Genomic DNA, 24,278 nt, shown 5'->3' with positions numbered 1-24,278 from the left:
GGTTATCCTTCCTGCTCAATCTTGGTCAGCACCTCGCGCAGCACCGGCGCGTACTCATACTTGCCGGGGCAAACGAAGGTGCACAGCGCCAGATCTTCCTCGTCCAGCTCCAGGCAGCCCAGCGCCTGCGCGCTGTCGCTGTCGCCCGCCAGCAGATCGCGCAGCAGCAGCGTCGGCAGAATATCCAGCGGCATCACCCGCTCGTAGTTGCCGATCGGCACCATGGCGCGCTCGCCGCCGTTAGTGGTAGTCGAGAAGGCGAACAGTTTGTTCTTCAGGAAGTGGCCCAGCGTGGTGCGGGTAATGGAGAACTTGTTCGGCGAAGGCACGATCCAACCGAACAGCTCTTTGTCGCGCCCTTCTTCCAGCACCGACACCTGCGAGTGGAAACGGCCAAGCCAGGCGTTCGGGCCGGCGGCGTGCATGCCGTTCAGCACCGAACCGGAGATCACCCGGTTCTCGCCGTCTTTCAGGCGGCCGGCGTTCAGCTCCTCGAGGCTGGCCCCCAGGCGGGTGCGCAGCAGCGCCGGCTGCGCCACCTGCGGCCCGGCCAGCGCCACAACCCGGCGGGTATCGAGCTTACCGGTGGTGAACAGCGTGCCGATGGCGATGACGTCCTGGTAGCCGATGTGCCAAACGGTTTTCTTCAGGCTGACCGGTTCCAGGAAGTGAATGTGCGTACCCACCAGCCCGGCGGGGTGCGGGCCGGCAAATTCGCTGTAGGCGATCTGCGGGCTGCTCTGCTGGCCAACGGAGGCACCGGCGGCGTGGCATACGTGTACCTTGCCCGTCGTCAGGCGCGCCAACACCAGCAGCCCGGCGTTGAACGCCGCCTGCTGTTCGGCGATGATCACCTGCGGATCGGCGGCCAACGGCTGGGTATCCATCGCGGTGACGAAAATGGCGCGCGCTTCGCTGCCGGGGCTCGGCGTTTTGCTGAACGGACGGGTGCGCAGCGCGGTCCACAGGCCGCTGGCGATCAGTTCACTCTCGACCTGTTCGCGCGGCAGCTGGGCCAGCTCACCCAGCGGGTAATGCGCAAACTCGAGCTGATCGTCACCGCCGTTTTCCAGCGCAATCACCACCGATTGCAATACGCGCCGTTCGCCGCGGTTAATCGCGGCGATGCGGCCGCTGGCGGGAGCCGTGAAGAAAACCCCGGGGTTTTTCTTATCTTCGAACAACGCCTGGCCTTTCTTAACGGTATCGCCTTCCTGCACCAGCATGGAGGGACGCATTCCGACATACTCTTCCCCAAGCAGGGCGACATGCTGAATGTTCGGGCCGTCTTGGATCGCCTGAACCGGAGCCCCGGCTATCGGCAGATCTAACCCTTTTCTGATCTTAATCATAGGATTTATACGATGTAGTTTGGTTTACACGTCTGCCCGGCCCCAGAGGCGGGTGCTGACGATGCCAGGATTGCCGGGTAGTGCGCATGGCGGCACGCCCAACATGAACTTTCTCGCAGTGAAAAATCGGGGTAACGCGCATTCCCTTGATTCCCCCTTTCCGTTGTTTGCTCGACAGTCGATGTGTTAACGGCCTGTAGCCAAATAACCATCAAAACGGCCGGGTTATATGCCATAACCCCTGCCGCTTCAATCGCCACAGCGCGTTAAATTGAAGAGGGAATATTAACATTGTTCGCAACATTGTTCTGCGTTCCGTCGTGACTTGGGTCAAGCAAACGCAATTAAATTTCGCCTGTTTTTCACTACTTATCGTTAAAATCTGCCGGTCATTTCACTTTTATCGAGCTTTGTCGTTTTTTTATACATATCACGTATTGCTAAAAATAAACGCGCTGGTAATCTGGCGGTGTTTTGCAGCAGTAAAAACAATAATCAGTGGCATGCCGACCAACGTCATTGCGCCGGCAGATAAATATAAGCAGGAATAATAATGAGCAAAATCGCGCTGTTGTTTGCGATGCTTGTTTCTATGCCGATGATCACGGCCTGCAGCGCCAGCGAGCAGGTACCGGAAACGCCGGTAGTTAAACAGCAATTATTGGGTTCGCCGGTCTATATTCAGATCTTCAAAGAGGAACGCAAGCTGGAATTGTATGCCAGAATGGGCAATGAATTCCGCCTGGTCAACACGTTCCCGATCTGTAATTTCTCCGGTGGGCTGGGTCCTAAACGTCGTGAAGGCGACTTTAAAAGTCCGGAAGGCTTTTATAGCGTTGACGCGCGCCATCTGAAACCCGACAGCAAGTATTACCGGGCGATCAATATCGGTTTCCCTAATGATTACGATAAATCGCAGGGCTATTCCGGTGCTTATCTGATGATCCACGGTGAATGTAAATCGATCGGCTGTTACGCGATGACCAACACCTATATGGATGAAATCTATCGCTACGTCGAAGCCGCCTTCGCCTATGGCCAAAGCCGCGTCGACATCAGCATCTACCCGTTCCGCATGACCGAGCAAAACCTCAAGCGCCATGCGTCATCCAGCTATATCGCCTTCTGGCGCCAGCTGAAGCCGGGCTACGATTACTTCGCGAAGAACCACCAGCCGCCGACAATGGGCGTGGTCAATGGCCAGTACGTGCTGGGTCAACCGTTGATGAGCAGCGGCCAGATGACGCAGTACGCGTCAGCCAGCCCGACGCCCAACACCAACCCCTTCGCTCAGAACAAGCCGCTCACCGAAGTGAAATAACGCGAACTCGCCTGGCTCAATCTTGTGCCAGGTTTCGTTGGCGGTCAGCGGTTGGGTGGCGATCACCGTGACCACATCGTTCGGTGTGGTCTGCTGCTGAAAATCGATTTCCACATCCTGATCGAGCAGCGTCGCCTTGCCAAACGGCGCGCGGCGCGTGATCCAATACAGGTTGGTGGAGCAATAGGCCATCACGAAGCGCCCGTCCGACAACAGCATGTTGAATACCCCTTTCTTGCGCAGCTGGCTCGCCAACAGGCCGATGTAGCGGAAAACCGCCGGCCACTGGCTCGGGGTGCGCGGGTATTTCAGCGCCAGCTGATGCAGCAGCCAGCAGAACGCGTATTCGCTGTCGGTCTGGCCGACCGGGCGAAACGTGCCGGTATCCAGCTGACGGTAGCCTTTCAATTGGCCGTTGTGCGCGTAGGTCCAGTTGCGGCCCCACAGTTCGCGGGTGAACGGGTGGGTGTTTTCCAGCGCCACTTCGCCGCGGTTAGCCTGGCGAATATGGGACACCACCGCACAGGACTTGATCGGGTAGTCCTGCACCAGGCGGGCGATCGGTGAGTTGAAGCTCGGCTGCGGATCCTTGAATGTGCGGCAGCCGTTCCCTTCATAGAAGGTAATGCCCCAGCCATCCTTATGCGGCCCGGTGCGGCCGCCGCGCTGTACCAGGCCGGTAAAGCTGAAGCAGATATCGGTCGGTACGTTTGCGCTCATCCCGAGCAGTTCACACATCGCCAGCACTCCTTAACCACACTGACACAGGCTGTGCGGGCGCACCATGCGGCGCCCGCAGTCTTATTCATGGGGAGCCGCAGCTCCCCGCAGGCTATCAAGCCTTAACCATCTCTTTTTCGATCAGCTGAATCAAGATGTGAATCGCTTTGATGTGGATTTCCTGAATGCGGTCGGCGTAGCCGAAGTGCGGCACGCGAATTTCCACATCGGCGGAACCCGCCATCTTGCCGCCGTCCTTGCCGGTCAGGGTGATCACTTTCATCCCCTTGGCGCGCGCCGCGTCGATGGCCTTGATGATGTTGCCGGAGTTGCCGGAGGTGGAAATGCCCAGCAGCACGTCGCCTTCGCGGCCTACCGCTTCCACATAGCGAGAGAAGACGTACTCATAGCCGAAGTCGTTGCTGACGCAGGACAGGTGGCTCACGTCCGAGATGGCAATCGCCGGGTAGCCCGGGCGGTTTTCACGGTAGCGGCCGGTCAGCTCTTCGGCGAAGTGCATCGCGTCGCAATGGGAACCGCCGTTGCCGCAGGAAATCACTTTACCGCCGGCTTTGAAGGAATCCGCCAGCAGCACCGCCGCACGTTGGATGGCGTCGATGTTGGCGTCGTCATTGATAAATTTCGCCAGGGTATCAGCCGCTTCGTTCAGTTCACTGCGAATAAGGTCGTGGTACATGAGGAACCTCTTGTTATCGTCAAATCTTCCGCTCCGCAGTGTACCGGATCGCGGAAACAGCGAGAAGCATTCTCAGCCAAACAGCGCGCCGGTTAAGGAAGCGGAGAGGTTTTTGATGATTGGTGCTGTCAGTTTGTGACCTGAGTTGTAATTAAACTGTAAACGCATTGATAAAAATTCTGCCTTGTACTAAAACCTATTACATACACACAACAGGTCAGACCTCTTACTACTTCGGAGCTTCTTATGATGGTTCTTAGTATTGTCGTTTTACTGGCTCTCCTCGGCGTGGTGTTCTACCACCGAGTGAACCTTACCCTCAGCAGCCTGATCCTGGTGGCGTACACCGCCGCCATGGGCGCGATTGGCCTGTGGAGCTTCTGGCTGTTGCTGCCGCTGGCGATCGTGCTGCTGCCGCTGAACCTTTCCTCCCTGCGCCGTTCCCTGCTCTCCGCACCGGCGTTGCGCGCCTTCCGCAAGGTGATGCCGCCGATGTCCACCACCGAGAAGGAGGCGATCGACGCCGGCACCACCTGGTGGGAAGGCGATCTGTTCCGCGGCGCGCCGGACTGGAACAAGCTGCACAGCTACCCGAAACCGCGCCTGACGGAAGAAGAGCAGGCGTTTATCGACGGCCCGGTGGAAGAAGCCTGCCGCATGGCCAACGACTTCCAGATCACCCATGAACTGGCCGATCTGCCGCCTGAACTCTGGGCGTACCTGAAAGAACACCGTTTCTTCGCGATGATCATCAAGAAAGAGTACGGCGGTCTGGAATTCTCTCCTTATGCTCAGGCGATGGTGCTGCAAAAACTGGCCGGCGTTTCCGGCATCCTGGCGATCACCGTCGGCGTGCCGAACTCCCTCGGCCCGGGCGAACTGCTGCAGCACTACGGCACCGAAGAACAGAAAAACCACTATCTGCCGGGCCTGGCGCGCGGCGACGAGATCCCTTGCTTCGCGCTGACCAGCCCGGAAGCGGGCTCCGATGCCGGTGCCATTCCGGACGTCGGCACCGTGTGCATGGGCGACTGGCAGGGCAAACAGGTGCTGGGCATGCGCCTGACCTGGAACAAGCGCTACATCACGCTGGCGCCGGTCGCCACCGTACTGGGCCTGGCGTTCAAATTGCATGACCCGAACCGCCTGCTGAGCGACAACGAATCCCCGGGCATCACCTGTGCGCTGATCCCGACCAGCACGCCGGGCGTGGAAATCGGCAACCGCCACTTCCCGCTGAACGTGCCGTTCCAAAACGGCCCGACCCGCGGCACCGACGTGTTCGTCCCGATCGATTACATCATCGGCGGCCCGAAAATGGCCGGCCAGGGCTGGCGCATGCTGGTTGAGTGTCTGTCGGTCGGTCGCGGCATCACCCTGCCGTCCAACTCTACCGGCAGCCTGAAATCCATCGCCCTGGCGACCGGTGCCTACGCGCACATTCGCCGTCAGTTCAAGATCTCCATCGGCAAGATGGAAGGGATCGAAGAGCCGTTGGCGCGCATCGCCGGCAACACCTATGTGATGGACGCCGCCGCTTCGCTGATCACCTATGCGCTGGTGCAGGGCGAGAAGCCGGCCGTGCTGTCGGCCATCGTCAAATACCACTGTACGCACCGCGGCCAGCAGTCGATCGTTGACGCCATGGACATCGCCGGCGGTAAAGGCATCATGCTCGGCGAATCCAACTTCCTGGCTCGCGCCTATCAGGGTGCACCGATCGCCATCACGGTGGAAGGCGCGAACATCCTGACCCGCACCATGATGATCTTCGGTCAAGGCGCGATCCGCTGCCATCCTTATGTGCTGGATGAAATGGCGGCGGCGCAGAGCAACGATCTGAACGCCTTCGATAAATCGCTGTTCGGCCATCTGGGCCACGTTGGCAGCAACAAGGTACGCAGCTTCTGGCTGGGCCTGACCAACGGCCGCACCAGCGCCACGCCGACCAAGGACGCGACCCGTCGTTACTATCAGCAATTGAACCGCCTGAGCGCCAACCTGGCGTTGCTGTCGGACGTTTCCATGGGCGTGCTGGGCGGTAGCCTGAAGCGCCGCGAGCGCATCTCCGCTCGCCTGGGGGACATCCTCAGCCAGATGTATTTGGCTTCCGCCGTGCTGAAACGCTTTGACGACGAAGGCCGTCAGAAAGAAGATCTGCCGCTGGTGCATTGGGGCGTGCAAGACAGCCTGCATAAAGCCGAACAGGCGCTGGATGACCTGCTGCGTAACTTCCCGAACCGCTTTATCGCCGGCGCGATGCGCTTCGTGGTCTTCCCGCTCGGCCGTGTGCATACCGCACCGTCCGATCGTCTGGATCACCAGTTGGCCAAGATCCTGCAGGTACCTTCCGCCACCCGCAGCCGTCTGGGGCGCGGCCAGTACCTGACGCCGAGCGAACATAACCCAATCGGCCTGCTGGAAGCGGCGCTGGCCGACGTGATGGCCGCCGAGCCGATTCACGAACGTCTGTGCAAGGCGGTCGGCAAAAACCTGCCGTTCACCCGTCTGGATCGTTTGGCGGAACGCGCGCTGGAAGAAGGCAAGATCAGCGCCGACGAAGCGAAAATTCTGGTGAAAGCCGAAGAGAGCCGTCTGCGCTCCATCAACGTGGACGACTTTGCGCCGGATGCGCTGGCGGCCGCCAAGCCGGAAAAGCCGGCGGCGCAGTCTAAGCGCCAACAGCAGACCGAAGCGGCTTAACGCCAATTCAAGCTTCACGCATCCAAGGGGCGATCATCATCGCCCCTTTTTCTTTTCTTGCATCTCTTGCATCACGAACTGCGCACCGCGCCGCAGGTTGGCGCAACGGCGGATTTCACGGGAAGGAAGTTCGAGTAGACTGCGCGGCGGGTGCTCTGGATCTTTCTGTCCGGAGCCTTGGCAAAGGAGAGAAAGAGAAAGGCCCCGAGTCGATATTATCAACCCGAGGCCACTCTGATGCCTAGCAACATCAGGTTAGCCTCTTACCCGCCGCAAGGCAAGGATAGGGAGGTCAAAAATGCAGCAAAAACGGGTCGTACTTAAACGGGTGATCGTCTGTATGACGCTGATCGCGTTCATCTGGCTAACCCGCGGTTCGCTGTGCGAACTGCGCATCAGGCTGGGAGGCTCGGAGGTTGCGGCCACTTTGGCTTACGAATCCGAACGGTAAGGCAACCCAACGGCGGGGTTCGCCCCGCCCGTTGGCCGATGGTGTCAGGCAGGATCCACGAGCACCCGTCTTTTCAACCGCTGACCGTCAGTTTGTCGTAGCCGCGCAGGCGGTAATTCACCACCGACACCAACCAGCAGAAGATGAACACGGCGATCACCCAATAGCCCATCTCCCCCAGATGATCGTTGAGCCGTGCGACGGCGTCCCACAGCGGGCCGGACAGCGCCAGCTTGTCGGCGATAAGCCCGAGCGCTTCGATGCCGCCGATAAACACCGCGATGATCACCGACGCCGCCGTGATGGTCATGTTGTAGTACAGCTTGCGGATCGGTTTGGAGAACGCCCAACCGTAAGCGCCAATCATCACGAAGTTGTCGATGGAGTCGATCAGCGCCATCCCGGCGGCGAACAGCGCCGGGAACAGCATGATGCTCCACAGATTCATGCCATGGCCCGCACCGGCGGCCGAAATCCCCAGCAGCCCGACCTCGGTGGCGGTGTCGAAGCCCAGGCCAAACAAGAAACCCACCAGGTACATGTGCCAGCTCTGGTTCACCAGCCTGAACAGCGGGCGGAAACAGCGCGCCAGCACACCGCCGCCGCTCATCAGCAGATCCAGCGATTGATGCGCAGGCAGTTCGCCCGCCTTCACCTGCCGGAACGCTCGCCACACGGAGATCAGCACCAGCAGATTGATAAAGGCCACCGTCAGCAAAAACAACGAGGACACCAGCGTGCCGATCAGGCCGCCGGTTTCGTGAAACCAGCCCATCTGACGGCTGAACATCATCGCCGTCGCGGCAATCGCGGCCGAGGCCAGCACCACGATGGTCGAGTGGCCGAGCGAGAAGAAGGTACCGACCGCCACCGGCGTTTTGCCCTGCTGCATCAGCTTGCGGGTCACGTTGTCGATCGCGGCGATGTGATCGGCATCCACCGCATGGCGCAGACCAAAACTGTAGGCCAGCAAGGCGGTGCCCATCAGCGCGGCATTGTCTTTGAACACCGCCAGCGCCAGCAGCCAGACGATGACGTTGACCGCCACCAGCCCCAACAACAGGGATACCGCCCGTCGCCGGGCCGCGCCATGCAATCCTTCGGAAACTACCGCCATACCCACACTCCTGTTTTATCGTTATGTTCAAATCAATGGATTAGCGCCGCGCCGCGATCACCGCCGGATTGGCGCTCAAAAACAGCCAGGACGCGATCACGAACGGCATGGTCAACGACGGCATGCCCAGCGGGGCCAGCAGGGTATTGAACGCGCCCTGCACCAGCACCGTAAAAATCACGCCGAGCAGCGTATAGATCAGCACTCGCCGGCCGGGCGGGTTGAAGACGGATCCCAGCGCCACCGCCGTCAGCACTGCGCTGAAGGCGTATAGCCCGGCGAAAACCGCCTGCGGATCGGCGCCGATCGCCAGCGATGTGGCCACCGCCAGCAACGCGCCGAAAAAACCCAGCAGCATCGCGCGCGGCGACGACACCGCCAGCCCGAGCAACAGCAGTACGCCACCGCTCACGCTGCTGCACAAAAAGACCTGAGAAACGCCGTGCAGCGCGCCGCTCAGCATCTCTGCGACGCCGGGATGCGCGTAGAACACCGCCCCGTCGGCCGGGATGGCCGCCGCCGGCAACCGTACATGCCGCAGATGGCTGAACGGGTAGCTGGCCAACAGCACCGTCCAGGTGGTCAGCACGAAAGGCGCCGTCAGCGCCGCGATCTTCCAGGTGCGCAACAGCCGATTGAGGCCAACGGTGACGATCACCGAGATCGTGCTGCTGAACATCACGCCGATCCACAGCCAGGCCGAGGGCAGTAAAAAGGTCGGCAGCGCGGCACCGACCAGGCAGCCGTTGTAGCCATACAGCCCAGAGCGCAACGCCGTGCGATCGTCCACCAGCCACGCCGCGCTCAGCGTCGCCGACGCGGTGCCCAGCAGACAGCCGAAGGCCACCTGCGGCAACCCTTCCTCATAGGCGCCCACAAAAATGGCGATAAAAAACAGCAATCCGGTCAACGGGTTATTTTGAAACATCACCTGCGAACAGCCGCGCAGCACCGCATCCGCCGCCGCCGCTATCCGGCTGTGGGCACACAGACCGCCCCAACTCCACCTTGTCGTCATGACCGCTTCCCGCTGCAGATTAGCGCCAGATAAAGGGCTCCGGCAGCGTCACGCCCAGGATCTCTTCCCGGGCGACGCGCCAGAAAACGCGAATGGCCGCCTTCACCTGGCGCGCCTCTTTGCCCAGGGCCTTAAAGATCAGCCCGCACTCGTTGGGCAACCGGCTGACGCCGCTGGCGATCCCCTCAACCTCGTCATAATGGGGCGCGATGCGATCGAGGATCCGCTGATGGTGCTCGGGCGGCGTCAGCAGGATCACATTGCCGAACACGTCGAACGGCCCCATCACGCCGACCCCGTTCAGCGGGTGTTTATGCGGCTCCAGCACATAGCGTTCGACAAACAGCGTCTTGCCCTCGGGGCGGCAGGCGCTGATGCGCGAGGAGTACACGTCGAATCTGAACCCGCGATCCGCCTGATGGTGTTTGCGCCCCGACATCAGGATCTCGCCGTAGAGCAGCGTCGCCGTCGGGTGTAGCGTAATGCGGGTATCGGTAATGAAGCGCGAACCGCAGTGGGGGATCACCGGATCGGGCATCATCTCCAGATAGCTGCCCTCTTCGAGCGTCAGCGTCTGCATCTGCGCCGCGTAATTATTTTCCATGGCGTGGATCTTGGTCGCCGACTGGGTGGTGACATGCCCGCAGGCCTGGGGAGCGACCTGCACCTCGAGCGTCAGGCGATCGCCCTGCAAGATGCACCCCGAGGTGGAGATGACGAACACGCACGGCATCTGCGGCAGCGCTTCATCCCAATACAGCGCCCGCTGCACCAGAAACGGTACGCGCCGCTCCATCTGCCGCAGCACGCTGCGATGCCCGCTTAGCGCAAACCCCAGCCGCAGATAGCCGGTTTTGCCCACGCCGCCGCTGGCCATTTGCGGCGGCTCATCCTGATAATCGGCCAGCTCCGGCGCATCGGCGCCAAGCTGCGCGACGCGCCTCGCGGCTTCGCTGACCGCAGTCATACCGCCGCCGACGGCGCATGGGTGAACAGGAAATCACGCATGATCATGTCCACCAGCTCGTCGATGCCTTCGCCGGTTTTGCAGTTGGTGAGAATATAAGGCCGCTCGCCGCGCACCACGCGGGTGTCGTGTTCCATCACCGCCAGGCTGGCGCCGACATAGGGGGCCAGATCGATTTTGTTGATCACCAGGATGTCGGCCTGCACCAGGCCCGGCCCGTTTTTACGCGGGATCTTTTCCCCTTCGGCGACGTCGATGACATAGATGTAAAAGTCCGCCAGCGCCGGGCTGAAGGTCAGCGTCAGATTATCGCCGCCGCTCTCGATCATCACCACGTCGCTTTCCGGAAAGCGGGCCTCCATCTCCTCTACCGCCGCGATATTCATGCTCGGATCCTCCCGCACGGCGGTATGCGGGCAAGCGCCGGTTTCCACGCCCAGAATTTTCTCCTCGTCCAGGATCCCCTTGAGCGTGCGCTTGACCTGTTTGGCGTCTTCGGTGGTGACGATGTCGTTGGTGATGATCAGCGGGCTGATGCCCCGCTCGATCAAGCGCGGCGTGATGACTTCAATGATCGCGGTCTTGCCCGAGCCTACCGGGCCGCCGATACCGATGCGGGTAATTTTTTTCACTCTGCTCGTTCCTTATTATCAGTTGCTGAACAGTCGGGTAAATGCGCCGACGTGCAGTGCGGCCAGGACATCGGTCACCGGCGCGTAAGAGGCCATTTGTTCAACGCCGCCGCGTTCGGCTTCGTCACAAAAAACGTCGATGTCCCGGTTGAGTTGAAACAGGATGCGTTGGGTGTCGATATGGGTGACGCGCATCAGGCGCATGGCGGCGCTGAGAATGGTCATCGCCACGCCGTACTGATGCATCACCGCCACCTCGCGCGGGCCGGCGCCCAGCGCCGTCATCACCACCGCCTGCGTCACCGGATAGGTGCCGGCGGCGCGGCCGGTTTTGATCTGCTCAAGCCACCAGACCACCTGAGGTTCGTCGCAGATGGCCGCCGCCATTTCCGCCAGCTTTTTTCCCATCCGCACCACCATGTTGCGGCCCTCTTCGTTCAGCTTGCGGTTGAACAGTGCCCAGTCGTGGCCCATCGCCGCCTCGCGATCGCCGGCCTGCAGCGCCCGGCAGGCCGCCGTCACCGCTCGGCCGTCGCCGCCCGCCGCCTGTTGCAAGGCGGTGCGGGTGAACGACTGCAGCGTGTCGGCATCGCGCACGATGCCGGCCTGGATCGCCGACTCGACGCCGTTGGAAAAGGCGAACGCCCCCACCGGCAGCACCGAGTCGGCAAACTGCAGAATGCGAATCAACTGGACGGCGTTCATTTCAGTTTGATCACATGCTGGCCGAGGAAGGGGCTGTCGACATGCACATGGGTGGCGGAATCCTCCGCGCCACCGAACAGCAAGCGCGCTTCGGGCTGGGTCAAATGCGGCAAAATGGTTTCGCCCTTCACGAACGAATAAGGCAACGCGTGGAAACCGTGGGTTTTCATCACCGAATCCATCACCTTGGTCGCCACCGTCAGCGGAATAAAGATGCGATTCCCTTTGATGACCGATTTCCAGTGCTGATTGCCCAGCGCATGCCCCAGTTCGAACGCAGTCTTCAGCACCGTCGCCATATCGGTCGCCAGCAACGACTCAAGATGGATGACCATCACGTCGCGCAGGTTCATCTGCACCACCACCGCGCTGCGGTTCGCTTCGTCCCAAAGCAACACGTCGCCGTCGGCCAGCACCTGATGACGATCGAGGGAGATGCCAAGATCCTGGCCGTCGCGAGTCGTCTTGCGGCAGCGGCTTTTCTGCGCCTCCCACTGCGAAAGCGCCAGCACGTCCAGCGAGGCGTGTTGCAAGCGTTCGCGCCAGTCGGCATCCCGTTTGATATTGCCGAGTATCTTTTCAATCACGATCATGGGCGGCGGTTCCTAGCTGAAGAAGTAGCGTTGATTAAGCACGGCGGTGGAGATGGGCTTCACCGTGGCGTGTTCGCCGTTGACCTTGACCGCGAAGGTTTCGGGATCCACCTCGATGTTCGGCGTTTCCGCATTGCGCACCATGTCCTGCTTGGAGATCGCCCGGCAGTTATGCACTGCCATCACCTGCCGCTCCAGCCCCAGTTTCTCTTTGATGCCGTCGTGCAACGCGGCGCCGGAGACGAAGGTGACGCAGGTTTCCTGCAGCGATTTGCCCATGGCGCCGAACATCGGGCGGTAGAACGTGGGCTGCGGCGTCGGCAACGACGCGTTGGGATCGCCCATCACCGCCCAGTTGATCATCCCCCCCTTGATCACCAGCTTCGGCTTGGCGCCGAAGAAGCGCGGCTCCCACAGCACCAGATCGGCCATCTTGCCGACCTCGACCGAACCCAGCACGTGGCTGATGCCCTGCGCAATCGCCGGATTGATGGTGATCTTCGCCACGTAGCGCAACACGCGGAAGTTGTCGTGCTCCGCCGCGTCTTCCGGCAGCTTGCCGCGCGCGACTTTCATCGCATGTGCCGTCTGCATCACCCGCAACCAGTTTTCGCCGACCCGCCCCATCGCCTGGGAATCGCTGGAAAACATCGACAGCACGCCCATGTCGTGCAGCACGTTTTCCGCCGCGATGGTTTCCGGCCGCCCCCGGCTTTCAGAGAACGCCACGTCGGCCGGCACATTGGGATTGAGGTTGTGGCACACCATGATCATGTCGAACAATTCGGCCTGGCTGTTGATGCCGAACGGCAGCGTGGGGTTGGTGGAGCTCGGCAACACGTTCATCTGCGCGGCAACCTTGATGATATCCGGCGAGTGCCCGCCGCCGGCGCCTTCGGTGTGGAAGGTGTGGATGGTGCGCCCTTCAAAGGCGTCGATGGTGTCCTCGACGTAGCCGCCTTCATTCAGGCTGTCGGTGTGCACCGCCACCTGAATATCCATGTCGTCGGCCACGCGCAACGCGTGGCGCAGCGCGGAGTTGGTGGCGCCCCAGTCCTCATGCACTTTCAGCCCCGCCACGCCGGCGGCGATTTGTTCGACCAGCGGCGCAGCGTGCGAAGCGTGCCCCTTGCCGAGCATCCCCACGTTGACCGGCATAGTCTCGAAGGCGCGCAGCATGCGGTGGATATGCCAGGGCCCGGCGGTCACGGTGGTGCCGTTGGAGCCGTCGGTCGGCCCGACGCCACCGCCGAAGAACGTCGTCACGCCGTTGGAAAGCGCATGCGCCGCCTGCTGCGGCGAAATGAAGTGGATATGCGTATCGATGCCGGCGGCGGTCAGGATCAGGTGCTCGCCCGAGATAGCGTCGGTGCTGACGCCCACCACCATCCCGGGCGTGACGCCGTTCATCATCGCCGGGTTGCCGCTTTTGCCGATGCCGGCGATCAGGCCGTTTTTGATGCCGACGTCCGCCTTGATCACCCCTTGCCGGGCGTCCAAAATCGTTACGTTGGTAATCACCAGATCCAGCACGTTATCGCTGGTTAATCGGTTGTCGGCGCCCATGCCGTCACGCAGCGACTTGCCGCCGCCGTAGACCGATTCCTCGCCGTAGCCGCGCAGGTCTTTCTCTATTTCAATAAACAGTTGCGTATCGCCCAAACGAATTTTATCGCCGGTGGTTGGGCCGAACAGCCCGGCATATTCTTGCCTAGAGAGGGTTGGCATGCGTTATTCCTCGCTCGTTTTCGTCGGCGCCTGATCGAGGTTTTTATAACCCAGCTCAATAGCTCGCTTTACATCTATCGTTTTCTTTACTCTTTCACCGGCCGCAACCGGGCTGTCCCCCGCCCAACCGTCCACTAGATTATTAAATCCGTAGACCGTTTGTTTGCCGCCGATGGCAATAAGCGCCACCTCAATCTCGTCACCGGGTTCAAAACGGATCGCCGTCGTGGCAGTGATATTCAAACGCTTGCCAAAGGCGGCAGCGCGATCGAATTGCAAGACTTTGTTGGCCTCAAAGAAATGAAAATGCGAACCGACCTGAATAGGTCTGTCGCCGGTGTTACGCACCGTTAAAATAAGGCTTTCGCGATCTTCATTGAAGGTAATGGGGGTTTCGGACAGGATATAGCCGCCGGGCGGCACGTGCTTTTCTGGGTCATGCTTTTTCATCGAAATACCTGTGCTGATAAGGTTTATCCGTGGCAATCAGGAACGCAAACCGCACTTACTGAATCGGATCGTGCACCGTCACCAGGCGGCTGCCGTCGCTGAATATCGCTTCGACCTGCACGTGCGGGATCAGATCCGCCACGCCGTCCATCACGTCATCGCGGCTCAATACCTGCCGCGTGTCGTTCATGACTTCTTCCAGCGTTTTTCCCTCGCGGGCGCCTTCCAGCGCTGCGGTGGTAATAATCGCCACCGCCTCGGGGTAATTCAGCTTTATCCCTCTGGACTTTCGCTTTAATGCGACGTCGGCCAGGGTATAGACCATCAACTTTTCAATTTCTCTTGGCGTTAATTGCATGGGGCACTCCGATCTCGATAGGAATAATCAGACAAAACGAGGCCAAAGGTGATTAATAGTTAATAACCTTGCGTTATTTATTTGCGTTTATCTGACCCTCGAACAATCTAGGAGGTAATATTGAGATGATCAACCCACAACTTTATTCACGTTAGAGCATGAGTTATCCCACGCCATAAAAAAGTAACGGTGACATGATAGTTTTTATCGATAAAATTTCTTTTTTTCTCTTTCTGTTTCCACAATAAAACGATCAAAAAAAGCACAGCCCACCCTGCTTTGTTTTCACCACCTCAATAAAACCCAGAAAAATACCCTCCTCAGGCACCAAACCACCAATATTAAACACATGTAACCAACGGTCAGAAAATATAATTAAATTTACAAATAGAGCACGAACAAAAATACATTTTTAGTTAAAAACAATTTATCTATTCTATTGCTGATACCAATAAGTTCTTAAAAATAAAAAACCCGGCCGCAGCCGGGTTTGCCTCATTGCCGAGTTATTCAGCCTTGCTGACGAATGCGTGCCAACAGCGCGTCAATATGCTCGATCTGCGGCGCATTGACGATCAGCGTGCGCCCCAGTCCCAGCGCATGACGCTGGCAGTCGAGGCGCATGTCGGCGTCGGCGATGCTGTCCAGATCGGCGACGTGCGCCAGGCCGATGGTGCGCCGAATCAGTTCGGTACCGCAGTACCCGACCGCATCGGCCCAGACCTGTTGCAGGAACTGCTCGGCGTAACCCGGCGTCGCCAGTGCCGCATCCCGGCTTTGCTGATGGCACAGCGCCAGGAAGCGATCGGCAAAGATCAGCCACAGCTCGCGCACATCCTGCAAGCGCTGCTCGCGCCCGGCGGCGGCGTCGCGCGGCCCGAACAGCCCCGGCAGCCCGCAATAGTTGAGCAGCAGATTGCCCAATGCGGTGCCGATATCGAAACCGATCGGGCCGTAGAAACCGAATTCGGCGTCGATCGCTTTCAACCGTCCTTCCGCCACGAAGATCGAACCGCTGTGAATATCGCCGTGCAGCAGCGCCTCCGCCTTGCTGAGAAAGCGATGTTTCAGGCCGGCGACGGCCAGCTTCAGCGGCGTATCCTCACGCAGCGCCTGCACCTGCGGCAACAGCGCCGCCTCGAAGCGATTGCGCTCATGATCGATATAAGGATCGGTAAAGAACAGATCTTCGGTGATCTGGCACAGCTCGGGGTTGGTGAAACGGCTGACTTCCGCCTTCTTCTGCTGCGCCGACTGATAAAAATCGGAGGTGTGGAACAGCGTCTGCGCCAGGTATTCCGCCAGTTGCCCGGCCGCCAGCGGGTGATAGTTGCCCTGCACCAGCTCGCTGCGCCAGATGCGATGGTCGGAAAGGTCTTCCTGCACCATCACCGCCAATTCGGGATCGTGATGCAAGACTTTTACCGTATGCCGCGGGCAGAAGCCGCCGTGGACCAGCAGCGTTTCCGCTTCGATGCGCGCCCGATCCAGCGTCAACGGCCAGGATTCGCCCACGCAACGTACGTAAGGCAGCGCCTGTTTGACGATCACCCGGCTCACCCCTTCGCGATCGCGGATCTTGAACACCAGATTCAGGTTGCCGTCACCGATCTCGTCAGCGCTGACCAGTGCCTGCGGTTCAGACACCCGACCGTATTGGCGGGCGTATTCAACGGCGTCGGTAGCCGTAAACGTACGATAAAGCGACATTCCCTAACCCCTCTGTTCTCTCTCACCGATCCCAGCGATTCTGTTTATTTAGACGCAAAAGCATTTGGACGTCTATACATCTGGAAGTCATGTTGGCAGAATAGCGTTTCAGATGCAATAACCACGCAACAAGGAATTAACCGCCGATGCAAGCGCTTAACACCACCAGTTTGACCCTGCAGGACAACCGCCTTTGGATCCTCGATCAGCAAGCCCTGCCGCAGGAAAAGCGGTGGCGCGCCTGCGACAGCGTGGAGGAATTGGTCGGGCACATTCACAGCCTGCGGGTGCGCGGCGCGCCACTGATCGGGCTGTCTGCCAGCCTGCTGTTGGCGCTGCTCGCGGAACGCGGTCTGCCGCGCGCCGAGCTGGAGCAGGCGCTGCACACGCTGCGCGCCGCCCGCCCGACGGCGGTCAACCTGATGAATAATCTGGATCGCATGAAGCTGGCGCTGGCGGAGCCTGATTGGGTGCCGGCGATGGTGAACGAAGCGCTGCGGTTGGTGGAAGAAGATCGCCGATTGTGCGATCGCATTGCCGATCACGGCGCTGGGCTGGTCAAGCCCGGCAGCCGCCTGCTGACCCACTGCAATACCGGCGGGTTGGCCACCGCCGGCGTCGGCACCGCCATCGGCGTGCTGCTGCACGCTCACCGGCAAGGCAAGGTGCAACAGGTGTGGGTCGATGAAACCCGGCCGCTGCTGCAGGGCGGCCGCCTGACCGCCTGGGAACTGGGCGAGCTAGGCATTCCCTATCGCCTGATCTGCGATTCGATGGCCGCCAGCCTGATGGCACAGGGCCAGGTCGATGCGGTGTGGGTCGGCGCGGATCGCATCGCCGCCAACGGCGACGTCGCCAACAAAATCGGCACCTACAGCCTGGCGGTGCTGGCGCACTACCACGGCATCCCGTTCTACGTGGCCGCCCCGCATACCACCCACGATCCGCACTGCCCGGACGGCGCTGCCATTCCGATCGAGCAGCGCGCGGCGGCCGAAGTCACCGGCGTTTCAGGCAGCTTCGGCGCCTGTCAGTGGGCGCCAAACGAGGCACCGGTCTACAATCCGGCGTTCGACGTTACGCCGGCCAAGCTTATCAGCGGCTGGGTATTCGACAGCGGCGTGATTACGCCGCAGCAGGTTGAAGCGGGGATTTTCCGGCGGGCGCTGGGGTAACGCCCGCGGATTGACGCTCAGTCCAGACGTGGATAGTCATCGGCGATCTTGTCGCCGGTGAAATGCGCCACCCAGCCTTCCGGGTTGTCGAACACCCGGATCGCGGTGAAATGTGGGGCCGATCCCATATCGAACCAGTGCCGGGTGTTGGCCGGCACCGAGATCAGATCGTTCTTTTCGCACAGGATCTGGAAGATCTTGCCGTCCAGATGCAGGCAAAACAGCCCTGCGCCTTCGACGAAAAAGCGTACTTCATCTTCGCCGTGCGTATGTTCGGACAGGAATTTTTCACGCAGCGCCTGGCGCTGCTCATGGTCCGGCCGCATGCTGATCACATCCCAGCTCTGGTAACCCTTTTCCGCCACCAGCCGGTCTATCTCATGCTGGTAGGCGGCGATCACCGCCTCCGGCTGCGGGTTATCGCCCAGCTCGCGATCCGCTTGCCAGCGCTCAAAGCGCACGCCGATCTGCGCCAACTGCCGCTTGATCTCCTGCGCATCGCGGCTCTGCCACAGCGGTTGCTGCGGCGCTGTATCGCTGAAAATGGTCAATCCACTCATGAGACGAACTCCCCTAAATCGATACGATCAAAACGGTTAACCTGCGGATGCCGGCTCTGCTCGTCCGCGTCATCACGGATCAGCTGGCAGGTATGCCAGCCGGCGGCCTGCGCCGCATCCAGCTCCTGGCGGATGTCGGACAAAAACAGCAGCTCGTCGGGCGCGATGCCGATAGCCTGCGCGATATTGCGGTACGACGCGGTTTCACGCTTGGCGCCGACGTGCGTATCGAAATAGCCGCTGAACAACGGCTGCAGATCGCCCGCATCGCTGTGGCCGAACAGCAGTTTCTGCGCTTCCACCGAACCGGAAGAATAGACGTAAAGCTTCACCCCCAGCCGCTGCCAGGCGGCCAACTGCCCGGCGACCTCCGGATAAAGATGCCCGCGAAAGTCGCCTTCGCGGTAACCGCTGCGCCAAATGATGCCCTGCAACGCCTTGAGCGCGGTAGATTTACGGTCTTCATCCATAAAGCGGTACAGCGCGGCGATCAGCGCGTCGAGATCTGCCTGCGGCTGGTCAATTTCAGCGCGCAGCGCCGCCAGCGGCGCGGCGACTTCGCTCTCAGCGGCATGGCGGCGCACAAAATCCGCCAGCCGTTCGCGGGCGTAAGGAAACAGTACCTGATGCACAAAGCGAATATCGCTGGTGGTACCTTCAATATCGGTCACGATAGCGCGGATCATTTCGCCTCCAGTAAGCGGCGTTGCAGTTCACACTGGAACAGGAATTCCAGCCCTTCGAGATGGCGGCGGGCTTCCGCCACCTGGCTCCCCCAGCAATACAGGCCGTGGCCGCGTACCAGAAAGCCGTATTGCAGCGGCGTGGCCTCGGCATAGGCCGCCACGCGCGCCGCCAGCCGGGGGATGTCCTGATCGTTATCGAAAATGGGGATCGCCACGCTGTCCAGGTGGCTGCGCTGGCCGGCCAGCGACTTCTGCATTTCGTACCCCTGCAGCACCAGCGCATCGCCGCGCTCCACCCGTGACAGGACGGTAGCGTTGACGGAATGGGTATGCAGCACCGCGCCGATGTGCGCAGACAGGCGGTAGAGCAGCGTATGCAGCCCAGTCTCCGCCGATGGCGTGCGGCCGCTCGGCACATGATTGTCGGCGATATCCACCCGCAGAAAATCGGTGGCGCTGAGGCTACCCTTGTCTTTGCCGGACTCGGTGACCAGGCACTGACGTTCGTCCAGGCGCAGCGACATGTTGCCGCCGGTCGCCGGGCACCAGCCTTTGTCGCCAATCCAGTGGCAGGCCGCCAGCAATGCGGTAAGTTGCGGATTCTCCGTCATTATTATCGTTTCCCGTTCGGTAAGGCGGTCGGCAGATGAAACGTTGCCTGCCGCGTGGCGGGCTAAGCACTTTTTCGCATTTAGCCATCTAAGCGTCTTGATTGCCAAATACTAGCATCGTGTTATATTGACGGCAATATAAGCGCCTGGAGTATTCACCTGCTATGAGCACTTCCGCATTGATTCCCGAAAGTAAACTGCCTGCCCTGGGCACCACCATCTTTACCCAGATGAGCGCGCTGGCGCAGCAGCATCAGGCGATCAACCTGTCGCAGGGCTTCCCCGATTTCGACGGCCCGGACTACCTGAAAGAACGTCTGGCCTGGCACGTCGCCCAGGGCGCCAACCAGTATGCGCCAATGACCGGCGTGGCGCCGCTGCGCGAAGCCATCGCCGACAAAACCGCCGAGCTGTATGGCTGGCAACCGGACGCCACCGCCGAAGTGACTGTCACCGCCGGCGCCACCGAAGCGCTGTTCGCCGCCATCAGTGCGCTGGTGCGCCCCGGCGACGAAGTGGTCTGCTTCGATCCCAGCTATGACAGCTATGCGCCGGCGGTCACGTTGGCCGGCGGCATACTCAAACGCATCGCCCTTCAGCCGCCCGCGTTTGCCGTGGATTGGCCAGGGTTCGCCGCCGCGCTGTCGCCGCGCACCCGCCTGGTGATCGTCAACACGCCGCACAACCCGTCCGCCACCGCCTGGCAGGCGGAAGACATGCAGCAGCTGTGGCACGCTATCGCCGAACGCGAAATCTACGTGCTCAGCGACGAGGTTTACGAACACATCTGCTTTGCCAAAGGCGGGCACGCCAGCGTGCTGGCCCACCCGCAGCTGCGCCAACGCGCGATCGCGGTGTCCTCTTTCGGCAAAACCTTCCACATGACCGGCTGGAAAGTGGGCTATTGCGTGGCACCCGCCGCGCTGAGCGCCGAGGTGCGCAAGGTGCATCAATACCTGACCTTTTCGGTCAATACCCCGGCCCAGCTGGCGCTTGCGGATAGCCTGCGCGCCGAGCCGGAGCACTGGCGACAGCTGCCGGCGTTCTATCGCGCCAAACGCGACCGCTTTGTGCAGGCGCTGACGAGCAGCCGACTGGAAATTTTACCCTGCGCGGGTACATACTTCTTGCTGGCGGACTACAGCGCCATCTCCGATCTGGACGATGTGGCATTCTGCCATTGGTTAACCGAGCACGTGGGCGTGGCGGCCATTCCGCTGTCGGTCTTCTGTGCCGATCCTTTCCCCCATAAATTGATCCGGCTGTGCTTCGCTAAACAGGACGCCACGCTGGATGCAGCTGCGGAGCGGTTATGTCGACTTTAAAAATTACCCTGTTGCAGCAACCGCTGGTCTGGCGCGACGGCCCCGCCAACCTGGCGGCTTTCGATGCGTTGCTGGCGCCGATCGTTGGCCGAGATCTCATCGTCTTGCCGGAGATGTTCACCACCGGTTTCGCCATGGATGCCGGCGAGAGCGCCCTGCCCGAACAGCAGGTGATCGACTGGCTGCACGGTTGGGCGGTGAAAAGCCACGCGTTAATCGGCGGCAGCGTGGCGTTGAAAACTGACGAAGGTGCGGTCAACCGCTTCCTGCTGGTCGAGCCGGGCGGCCAGGTGCACGCCTATGACAAACGCCACCTGTTCCGCATGGCCGGCGAACATCTGCACTACCAAGCCGGCAACCGGCGTGAAATCTTCGAATGGCGCGGCTGGCGCATCCTGCCGCAGATCTGCTACGACCTGCGTTTCCCGGTCTGGGCGCGCTATCAGCAGGATTACGATCTGGCGCTGTACGTCGCCAACTGGCCGGCGCCGCGCAGCAGCCATTGGCAAACGCTGCTGGCGGCGCGGGCGATTGAAAACCAGGTGTACGTGGCGGGCTGCAACCGGGTGGGCGAAGATCCCAACGGCCTGAGCTACAGCGGAGACAGCCTGATCATCAGCCCACAGGGCGAGATCCTGGCGAATGCGGAGCCCGGCGCGGCCACGCAGCTGGACGCCGAGCTGTCGCTGGAAACCCTGCAGAGTTACCGCAGCGCCTTCCCGGCCTGGCGCGATGCCGACAGCTTTCTGCGTTTAGACTGATTCCTCCTTCTCCCAGCCGGCGATCATCAGGCAATAGGCCTGGATCGCCAGCGCCACGTCCGCCTGCCGCACCGCTTCGTCCGGATGATGGCTGACGCCGCCGGCGCAACGCACGAACAGCATGCCGACCGGCCATTGCGCCGCCACGGCGATGGCGTCATGCCCAGCGCCGCTCGGCAACGCCAGGCTACGGCCCTGCACTTGTGCGACAGCCGCCTGCCAGCGGCGCTGCAGGTCCACGTCGCAGGCGGTGGCATCGATGCAATAAAACGCCTCGCTGGCGAAGCGCATTCCACGCCGCGCGCAGATCGCCTGCGCCTGCGCCAGCAACGCCGTCAATAGCGCCGCCAGCGGCGCATCCTGCGGGCCGCGCACATCGAGCGTCAATTTCACCTCACCGGGGATCACATTGACCGCGCCCGGCAGACTCTCGATGCAGCCGACGGTGGCCACCAGTGGCGAATCGGCGGCGCAGGTCAGCGTTTCGACCGCCGTGATCCATTCTGCTGCGGCCGCCAGCGCATCTTTGCGCTGCCCCATCGGCACCGTGCCAGCGTGGCCCGCCTCGCCGCTGAAAGTGCAGTTAAGCCGGCGCGCGCCATTGATCGCCGTCACCACGCCCAGCGCCAAATCGGCCGCCTCCAGACATGGGCCCTGTTCGATATGTAATTCGAGATAGGCGCGAATTTCGTTTGGTGCGCGATCGCCGCCGGATCCAGCCCAAAGTCGCGCATCGCCTGCGCTATGCTCACGCCGTCGGCGTCGGTGCGCGCCAGCCACTCTGCGGGCCACTGGCCGGTCAGGCCGCGGCTGCCGAGCAGCGTGACGCCAAAGCGCGCGCCCTCCTCGTCGGCAAAGCCGATCACCTCCAGCGCCAGCGGTAATCGATGCTCCTGGCGGTGATAGTGCGCCACCGTTTCCAGCGCCGTGAGCACGCCGAGCATGCCGTCATAGCGCCCGGCGTTACGCACCGTGTCCAAATGCGAACCGAGCAGCAGCGCGGGGGCGCCGGGCGTGTGCCCTTCATAGCGGCCGCAGATATTGCCGACGCTGTCCTGCCAAACCTGCATGCCGCTCTCACGCATCCACTCCCCGACTCGGTGATTGGCGCGCCGATGTTCGGCGGAGAGATAAAGACGCGTCAGCCGATCGGGCTCTGCGCTGATCGCCGCCAGCTCGTCACAGCGCGCCATCACCCGTGCGGCGGCCTGCTGTGCCTCCAGCGGCGTCATCCACGCTTGCCTGTGTCATAAACGTTCCAGGCGGCCTGCAACGCCTCGCCCTGCTTGCTGGCGAAACCGAGGCGGTTCAGCACCGCCTCCAGCGCCGCCAGGGTTTGCAGCACGCAATCTTTGCGCGCGTTGTAACCCATGGTGCCAATGCGCCAGATCTTGCCCTGCAGCGGGCCAAACGAGGTGCCGATTTCAATGCCAAAGTCGTTCAGCATCATCTGCCGCACCTGTTCACCCTGTACCTGCGGCGGGATCATCACGCCAAGCACGTTGTTCATGCGGTGCTCAAGATCGCCGAACACTGCCAGCCCCATGCCCCGGATGCCCGCCAGCATCGCCGCGCCGTGCAGCCGGTGGCGGGCGATGGCATGATCCAGCCCTTCTTCGAGGATCACCCGCGCGCATTCCCGCGCCGCGAACAGCATGCTGGTGGCTTCGGTATGGTGATTGAGGCGCTCCGGCCCCCAATAATCCATGATCATGCCGATGTCGAAATAGTTGGAGTAGATCATCTCGTCGTCGCCATCGGCGTGCTCGGCGGTGCGGATCCCCTCCTCCACGCATTTACGGCGGCGCACAATCTCTTCAAACTGCGGGCTGAGAGTGACCGGCGAGCTGCCGGAGGGGCCGCCCAGGCACTTCTGCAGCCCGGCGGAGACCGCATCCAGCCCCCAGGCATCGGTCTCCAGCGGGTTACCGCCGAAGGAAGCCGTCGCGTCGGTATAGAACAGCACGCCGTGGCGGCGGCAGATATCGCCCAGCTCATGCAGCGGCTGCAGCATGGTGGTGGACGTGTCGCCCTGCACCGTCAGCAGCAGGCGCGGGCGCACTCGCTTAATCGCGTCTTCGATGCGATCGGCGCTGAACACTTCGCCCCACGGTACCTCGATCGTGTGTACCTCGGCACGGCAGCGGCGGGCAATCTCGCACAGCAGATGCCCGAAACGGCCGAAGACCGGCACCAGCACCTTATCGCCCGGTCGAATGGCGGAAACCAGCAGTGCCTCGATGCCGGCGCGCGAGGTGCCGTCCACCAGCATCGTCCAGCGGTTTTCGGTGCGGAACAGCGCGCGGTACAGCGCCATGACCTGATTCATGTAACCGGTCATCGCCGGATCGTACTGGCCGATCAGCTGACTCGACATGGCGCGCAGCACGCGCGGATCGGCGTTGATCGGCCCCGGCCCCATCAGCAGGCGCGCCGGCGGGTTAATCTGATCGAATTGCGAAATATCCAACATGTTCATTCCCTGTCAGCTTAGTAAGTTATTGAGTTATGCCGTCAGCGTCGACATGACGTTTGTTTGCTGCCCAACAGCCTACTCCCGATAGGGATTCAGTTGAAACAAAAGATTCTTATGATCAATTAATGAAACCAAAGTAACAAAATGAGGTGACCGATCCGC

Annotated in this window: 23 protein-coding genes and 1 pseudogene; 6 read left to right on the top strand and 18 right to left on the bottom strand. The window is 61.1% G+C overall.

Going from position 1 to position 24,278, the window contains the following annotated elements; translation table 11 throughout:
* Positions 1 to 2: 2 nt before the first annotated feature.
* On the bottom strand, positions 3 to 1,352 hold the full coding sequence (locus WCL58_RS24595) for a Na(+)-translocating NADH-quinone reductase subunit A (protein ID WP_336851725.1): 1,350 nt from the start codon (positions 1,350 to 1,352) through the stop codon (positions 3 to 5).
* A gap of 553 nt (positions 1,353 to 1,905) precedes the next feature.
* Between WCL58_RS24595 and dpaA the strand changes: the two genes are divergently transcribed.
* Complete coding sequence (gene dpaA, locus WCL58_RS24590) at positions 1,906 to 2,673, top strand: peptidoglycan meso-diaminopimelic acid protein amidase (protein ID WP_336851724.1); 768 nt, start codon at positions 1,906 to 1,908, stop codon at positions 2,671 to 2,673.
* Here dpaA and WCL58_RS24585 read toward each other — a convergent pair.
* Both WCL58_RS24585 and lpcA read right to left on the bottom strand, forming a co-directional pair.
* Positions 2,608 to 3,411, bottom strand: coding sequence for a class II glutamine amidotransferase (locus WCL58_RS24585; protein ID WP_004930222.1), 804 nt, complete (start codon positions 3,409 to 3,411; stop codon positions 2,608 to 2,610). The two genes, dpaA and WCL58_RS24585, sit on opposite strands and share 66 nt — an antisense overlap.
* 97 nt (positions 3,412 to 3,508) lie before the next feature.
* Complete coding sequence (gene lpcA, locus WCL58_RS24580) at positions 3,509 to 4,090, bottom strand: D-sedoheptulose 7-phosphate isomerase (protein WP_004930220.1); 582 nt, start codon at positions 4,088 to 4,090, stop codon at positions 3,509 to 3,511.
* A gap of 246 nt (positions 4,091 to 4,336) precedes the next feature.
* Here lpcA and fadE point away from each other — a divergent pair, with 246 nt between their 5' ends.
* Entirely contained in the window at positions 4,337 to 6,793 is a 2,457-nt protein-coding gene (gene fadE / locus WCL58_RS24575; RefSeq protein WP_038871338.1) for an acyl-CoA dehydrogenase FadE, read from the top strand.
* Positions 6,794 to 7,091: 298 nt separating this feature from the next.
* Positions 7,092 to 7,244, top strand: a complete 153-nt coding sequence (locus tag WCL58_RS24570; protein WP_197794041.1) for a Hok/Gef family protein — start codon at positions 7,092 to 7,094, stop codon at positions 7,242 to 7,244.
* Positions 7,245 to 7,317: 73 nt separating this feature from the next.
* Here the strand turns inward: WCL58_RS24570 and WCL58_RS24565 are convergent, their stop codons facing one another.
* The 10 genes from WCL58_RS24565 to mtnK form a co-directional block, all read right to left on the bottom strand.
* Positions 7,318 to 8,361 (bottom strand): HoxN/HupN/NixA family nickel/cobalt transporter, encoded by a 1,044-nt coding sequence (locus WCL58_RS24565; protein ID WP_049271941.1) that lies wholly within the window; start codon positions 8,359 to 8,361, stop codon positions 7,318 to 7,320.
* Between the two features lie 40 nt (positions 8,362 to 8,401).
* Positions 8,402 to 9,379, bottom strand: a complete 978-nt coding sequence (gene yut, locus WCL58_RS24560) for an urea transporter (protein WP_100397109.1) — start codon at positions 9,377 to 9,379, stop codon at positions 8,402 to 8,404.
* Between the two features lie 19 nt (positions 9,380 to 9,398).
* The gene (locus WCL58_RS24555; protein ID WP_049202286.1) at positions 9,399 to 10,346 is read right to left on the bottom strand and encodes an urease accessory protein UreD; all 948 of its coding nucleotides are present in this window, start codon (positions 10,344 to 10,346) and stop codon (positions 9,399 to 9,401) included.
* Complete coding sequence (gene ureG / locus WCL58_RS24550; RefSeq protein WP_019454316.1) at positions 10,343 to 10,978, bottom strand: urease accessory protein UreG; 636 nt, start codon at positions 10,976 to 10,978, stop codon at positions 10,343 to 10,345. The genes WCL58_RS24555 and ureG overlap by 4 nt, the downstream gene beginning before the upstream one ends.
* 18 nt (positions 10,979 to 10,996) lie before the next feature.
* Positions 10,997 to 11,683 (bottom strand): urease accessory protein UreF, encoded by a 687-nt coding sequence (locus WCL58_RS24545; protein WP_049202285.1) that lies wholly within the window; start codon positions 11,681 to 11,683, stop codon positions 10,997 to 10,999.
* A complete protein-coding gene (gene ureE, locus WCL58_RS24540; RefSeq protein WP_060440635.1) occupies positions 11,680 to 12,276 on the bottom strand; it encodes an urease accessory protein UreE in 597 nt (198 codons plus the stop codon). Before ureE ends, WCL58_RS24545 begins: the two co-directional genes overlap by 4 nt.
* A gap of 12 nt (positions 12,277 to 12,288) precedes the next feature.
* Positions 12,289 to 14,004: an urease subunit alpha gene (locus tag WCL58_RS24535; protein ID WP_336851723.1), complete on the bottom strand. Its 1,716-nt coding sequence runs from the start codon at positions 14,002 to 14,004 to the stop codon at positions 12,289 to 12,291.
* A 3-nt stretch (positions 14,005 to 14,007) separates the two neighbouring features.
* Positions 14,008 to 14,454: an urease subunit beta gene (locus WCL58_RS24530; protein WP_154632711.1), complete on the bottom strand. Its 447-nt coding sequence runs from the start codon at positions 14,452 to 14,454 to the stop codon at positions 14,008 to 14,010.
* Between the two features lie 55 nt (positions 14,455 to 14,509).
* Positions 14,510 to 14,812: an urease subunit gamma gene (locus WCL58_RS24525; RefSeq protein WP_025160087.1), complete on the bottom strand. Its 303-nt coding sequence runs from the start codon at positions 14,810 to 14,812 to the stop codon at positions 14,510 to 14,512.
* A 510-nt stretch (positions 14,813 to 15,322) separates the two neighbouring features.
* Positions 15,323 to 16,522, bottom strand: coding sequence for an S-methyl-5-thioribose kinase (gene mtnK / locus WCL58_RS24520; protein WP_060440637.1), 1,200 nt, complete (start codon positions 16,520 to 16,522; stop codon positions 15,323 to 15,325).
* Between the two features lie 146 nt (positions 16,523 to 16,668).
* Here mtnK and mtnA point away from each other — a divergent pair, with 146 nt between their 5' ends.
* Positions 16,669 to 17,697 carry an S-methyl-5-thioribose-1-phosphate isomerase gene (mtnA, locus tag WCL58_RS24515; protein WP_084826791.1) on the top strand — a complete coding sequence of 343 codons (1,029 nt, stop codon included), beginning with the start codon at positions 16,669 to 16,671 and terminating at the stop codon, positions 17,695 to 17,697.
* A 17-nt stretch (positions 17,698 to 17,714) separates the two neighbouring features.
* On the opposite strand, the gene WCL58_RS24510 is transcribed toward mtnA, so the two are convergent.
* The 3 genes from WCL58_RS24510 to WCL58_RS24500 are packed head-to-tail and all read right to left on the bottom strand — an operon-like array spanning position 17,715 to position 19,554.
* Positions 17,715 to 18,257: a 1,2-dihydroxy-3-keto-5-methylthiopentene dioxygenase gene (locus WCL58_RS24510; protein ID WP_060440639.1), complete on the bottom strand. Its 543-nt coding sequence runs from the start codon at positions 18,255 to 18,257 to the stop codon at positions 17,715 to 17,717.
* Positions 18,254 to 18,943 carry an acireductone synthase gene (gene mtnC, locus WCL58_RS24505; RefSeq protein WP_336851722.1) on the bottom strand — a complete coding sequence of 230 codons (690 nt, stop codon included), beginning with the start codon at positions 18,941 to 18,943 and terminating at the stop codon, positions 18,254 to 18,256. Before mtnC ends, WCL58_RS24510 begins: the two co-directional genes overlap by 4 nt.
* The gene (locus WCL58_RS24500; RefSeq protein WP_038871354.1) at positions 18,940 to 19,554 is read right to left on the bottom strand and encodes a methylthioribulose 1-phosphate dehydratase; all 615 of its coding nucleotides are present in this window, start codon (positions 19,552 to 19,554) and stop codon (positions 18,940 to 18,942) included. Before WCL58_RS24500 ends, mtnC begins: the two co-directional genes overlap by 4 nt.
* A 164-nt stretch (positions 19,555 to 19,718) precedes the next feature.
* Here WCL58_RS24500 and WCL58_RS24495 point away from each other — a divergent pair, with 164 nt between their 5' ends.
* Both WCL58_RS24495 and WCL58_RS24490 read left to right on the top strand, forming a co-directional pair.
* A complete protein-coding gene (locus tag WCL58_RS24495; protein WP_141958030.1) occupies positions 19,719 to 20,879 on the top strand; it encodes a pyridoxal phosphate-dependent aminotransferase in 1,161 nt (386 codons plus the stop codon).
* Complete coding sequence (locus tag WCL58_RS24490; RefSeq protein WP_336851721.1) at positions 20,867 to 21,640, top strand: amidohydrolase; 774 nt, start codon at positions 20,867 to 20,869, stop codon at positions 21,638 to 21,640. The genes WCL58_RS24495 and WCL58_RS24490 overlap by 13 nt, the downstream gene beginning before the upstream one ends.
* On the opposite strand, the pseudogene hpxK reads toward WCL58_RS24490, so the two are convergent.
* Together hpxK and WCL58_RS24480 are read right to left on the bottom strand one after the other, a co-directional pair.
* Positions 21,632 to 22,872 (bottom strand): annotated as a pseudogene (hpxK, locus tag WCL58_RS24485) (allantoate amidohydrolase). The gene WCL58_RS24490 and the pseudogene hpxK sit on opposite strands and share 9 nt — an antisense overlap.
* Positions 22,869 to 24,113, bottom strand: a complete 1,245-nt coding sequence (locus WCL58_RS24480; protein ID WP_100397120.1) for a pyridoxal-phosphate-dependent aminotransferase family protein — start codon at positions 24,111 to 24,113, stop codon at positions 22,869 to 22,871. Before WCL58_RS24480 ends, hpxK begins: the two are co-directional and overlap by 4 nt.
* Positions 24,114 to 24,278: the final 165 nt, after the last annotated feature.

Origin of the sequence: Serratia sp. TMDUHS_CL (genome assembly GCF_037137105.1) — a bacterium.
Taxonomy (GTDB): Bacteria; Pseudomonadota; Gammaproteobacteria; order Enterobacterales; family Enterobacteriaceae; genus Serratia; species Serratia nevei.
This window is presented reverse-complemented; position numbering and strand designations above follow the sequence as displayed.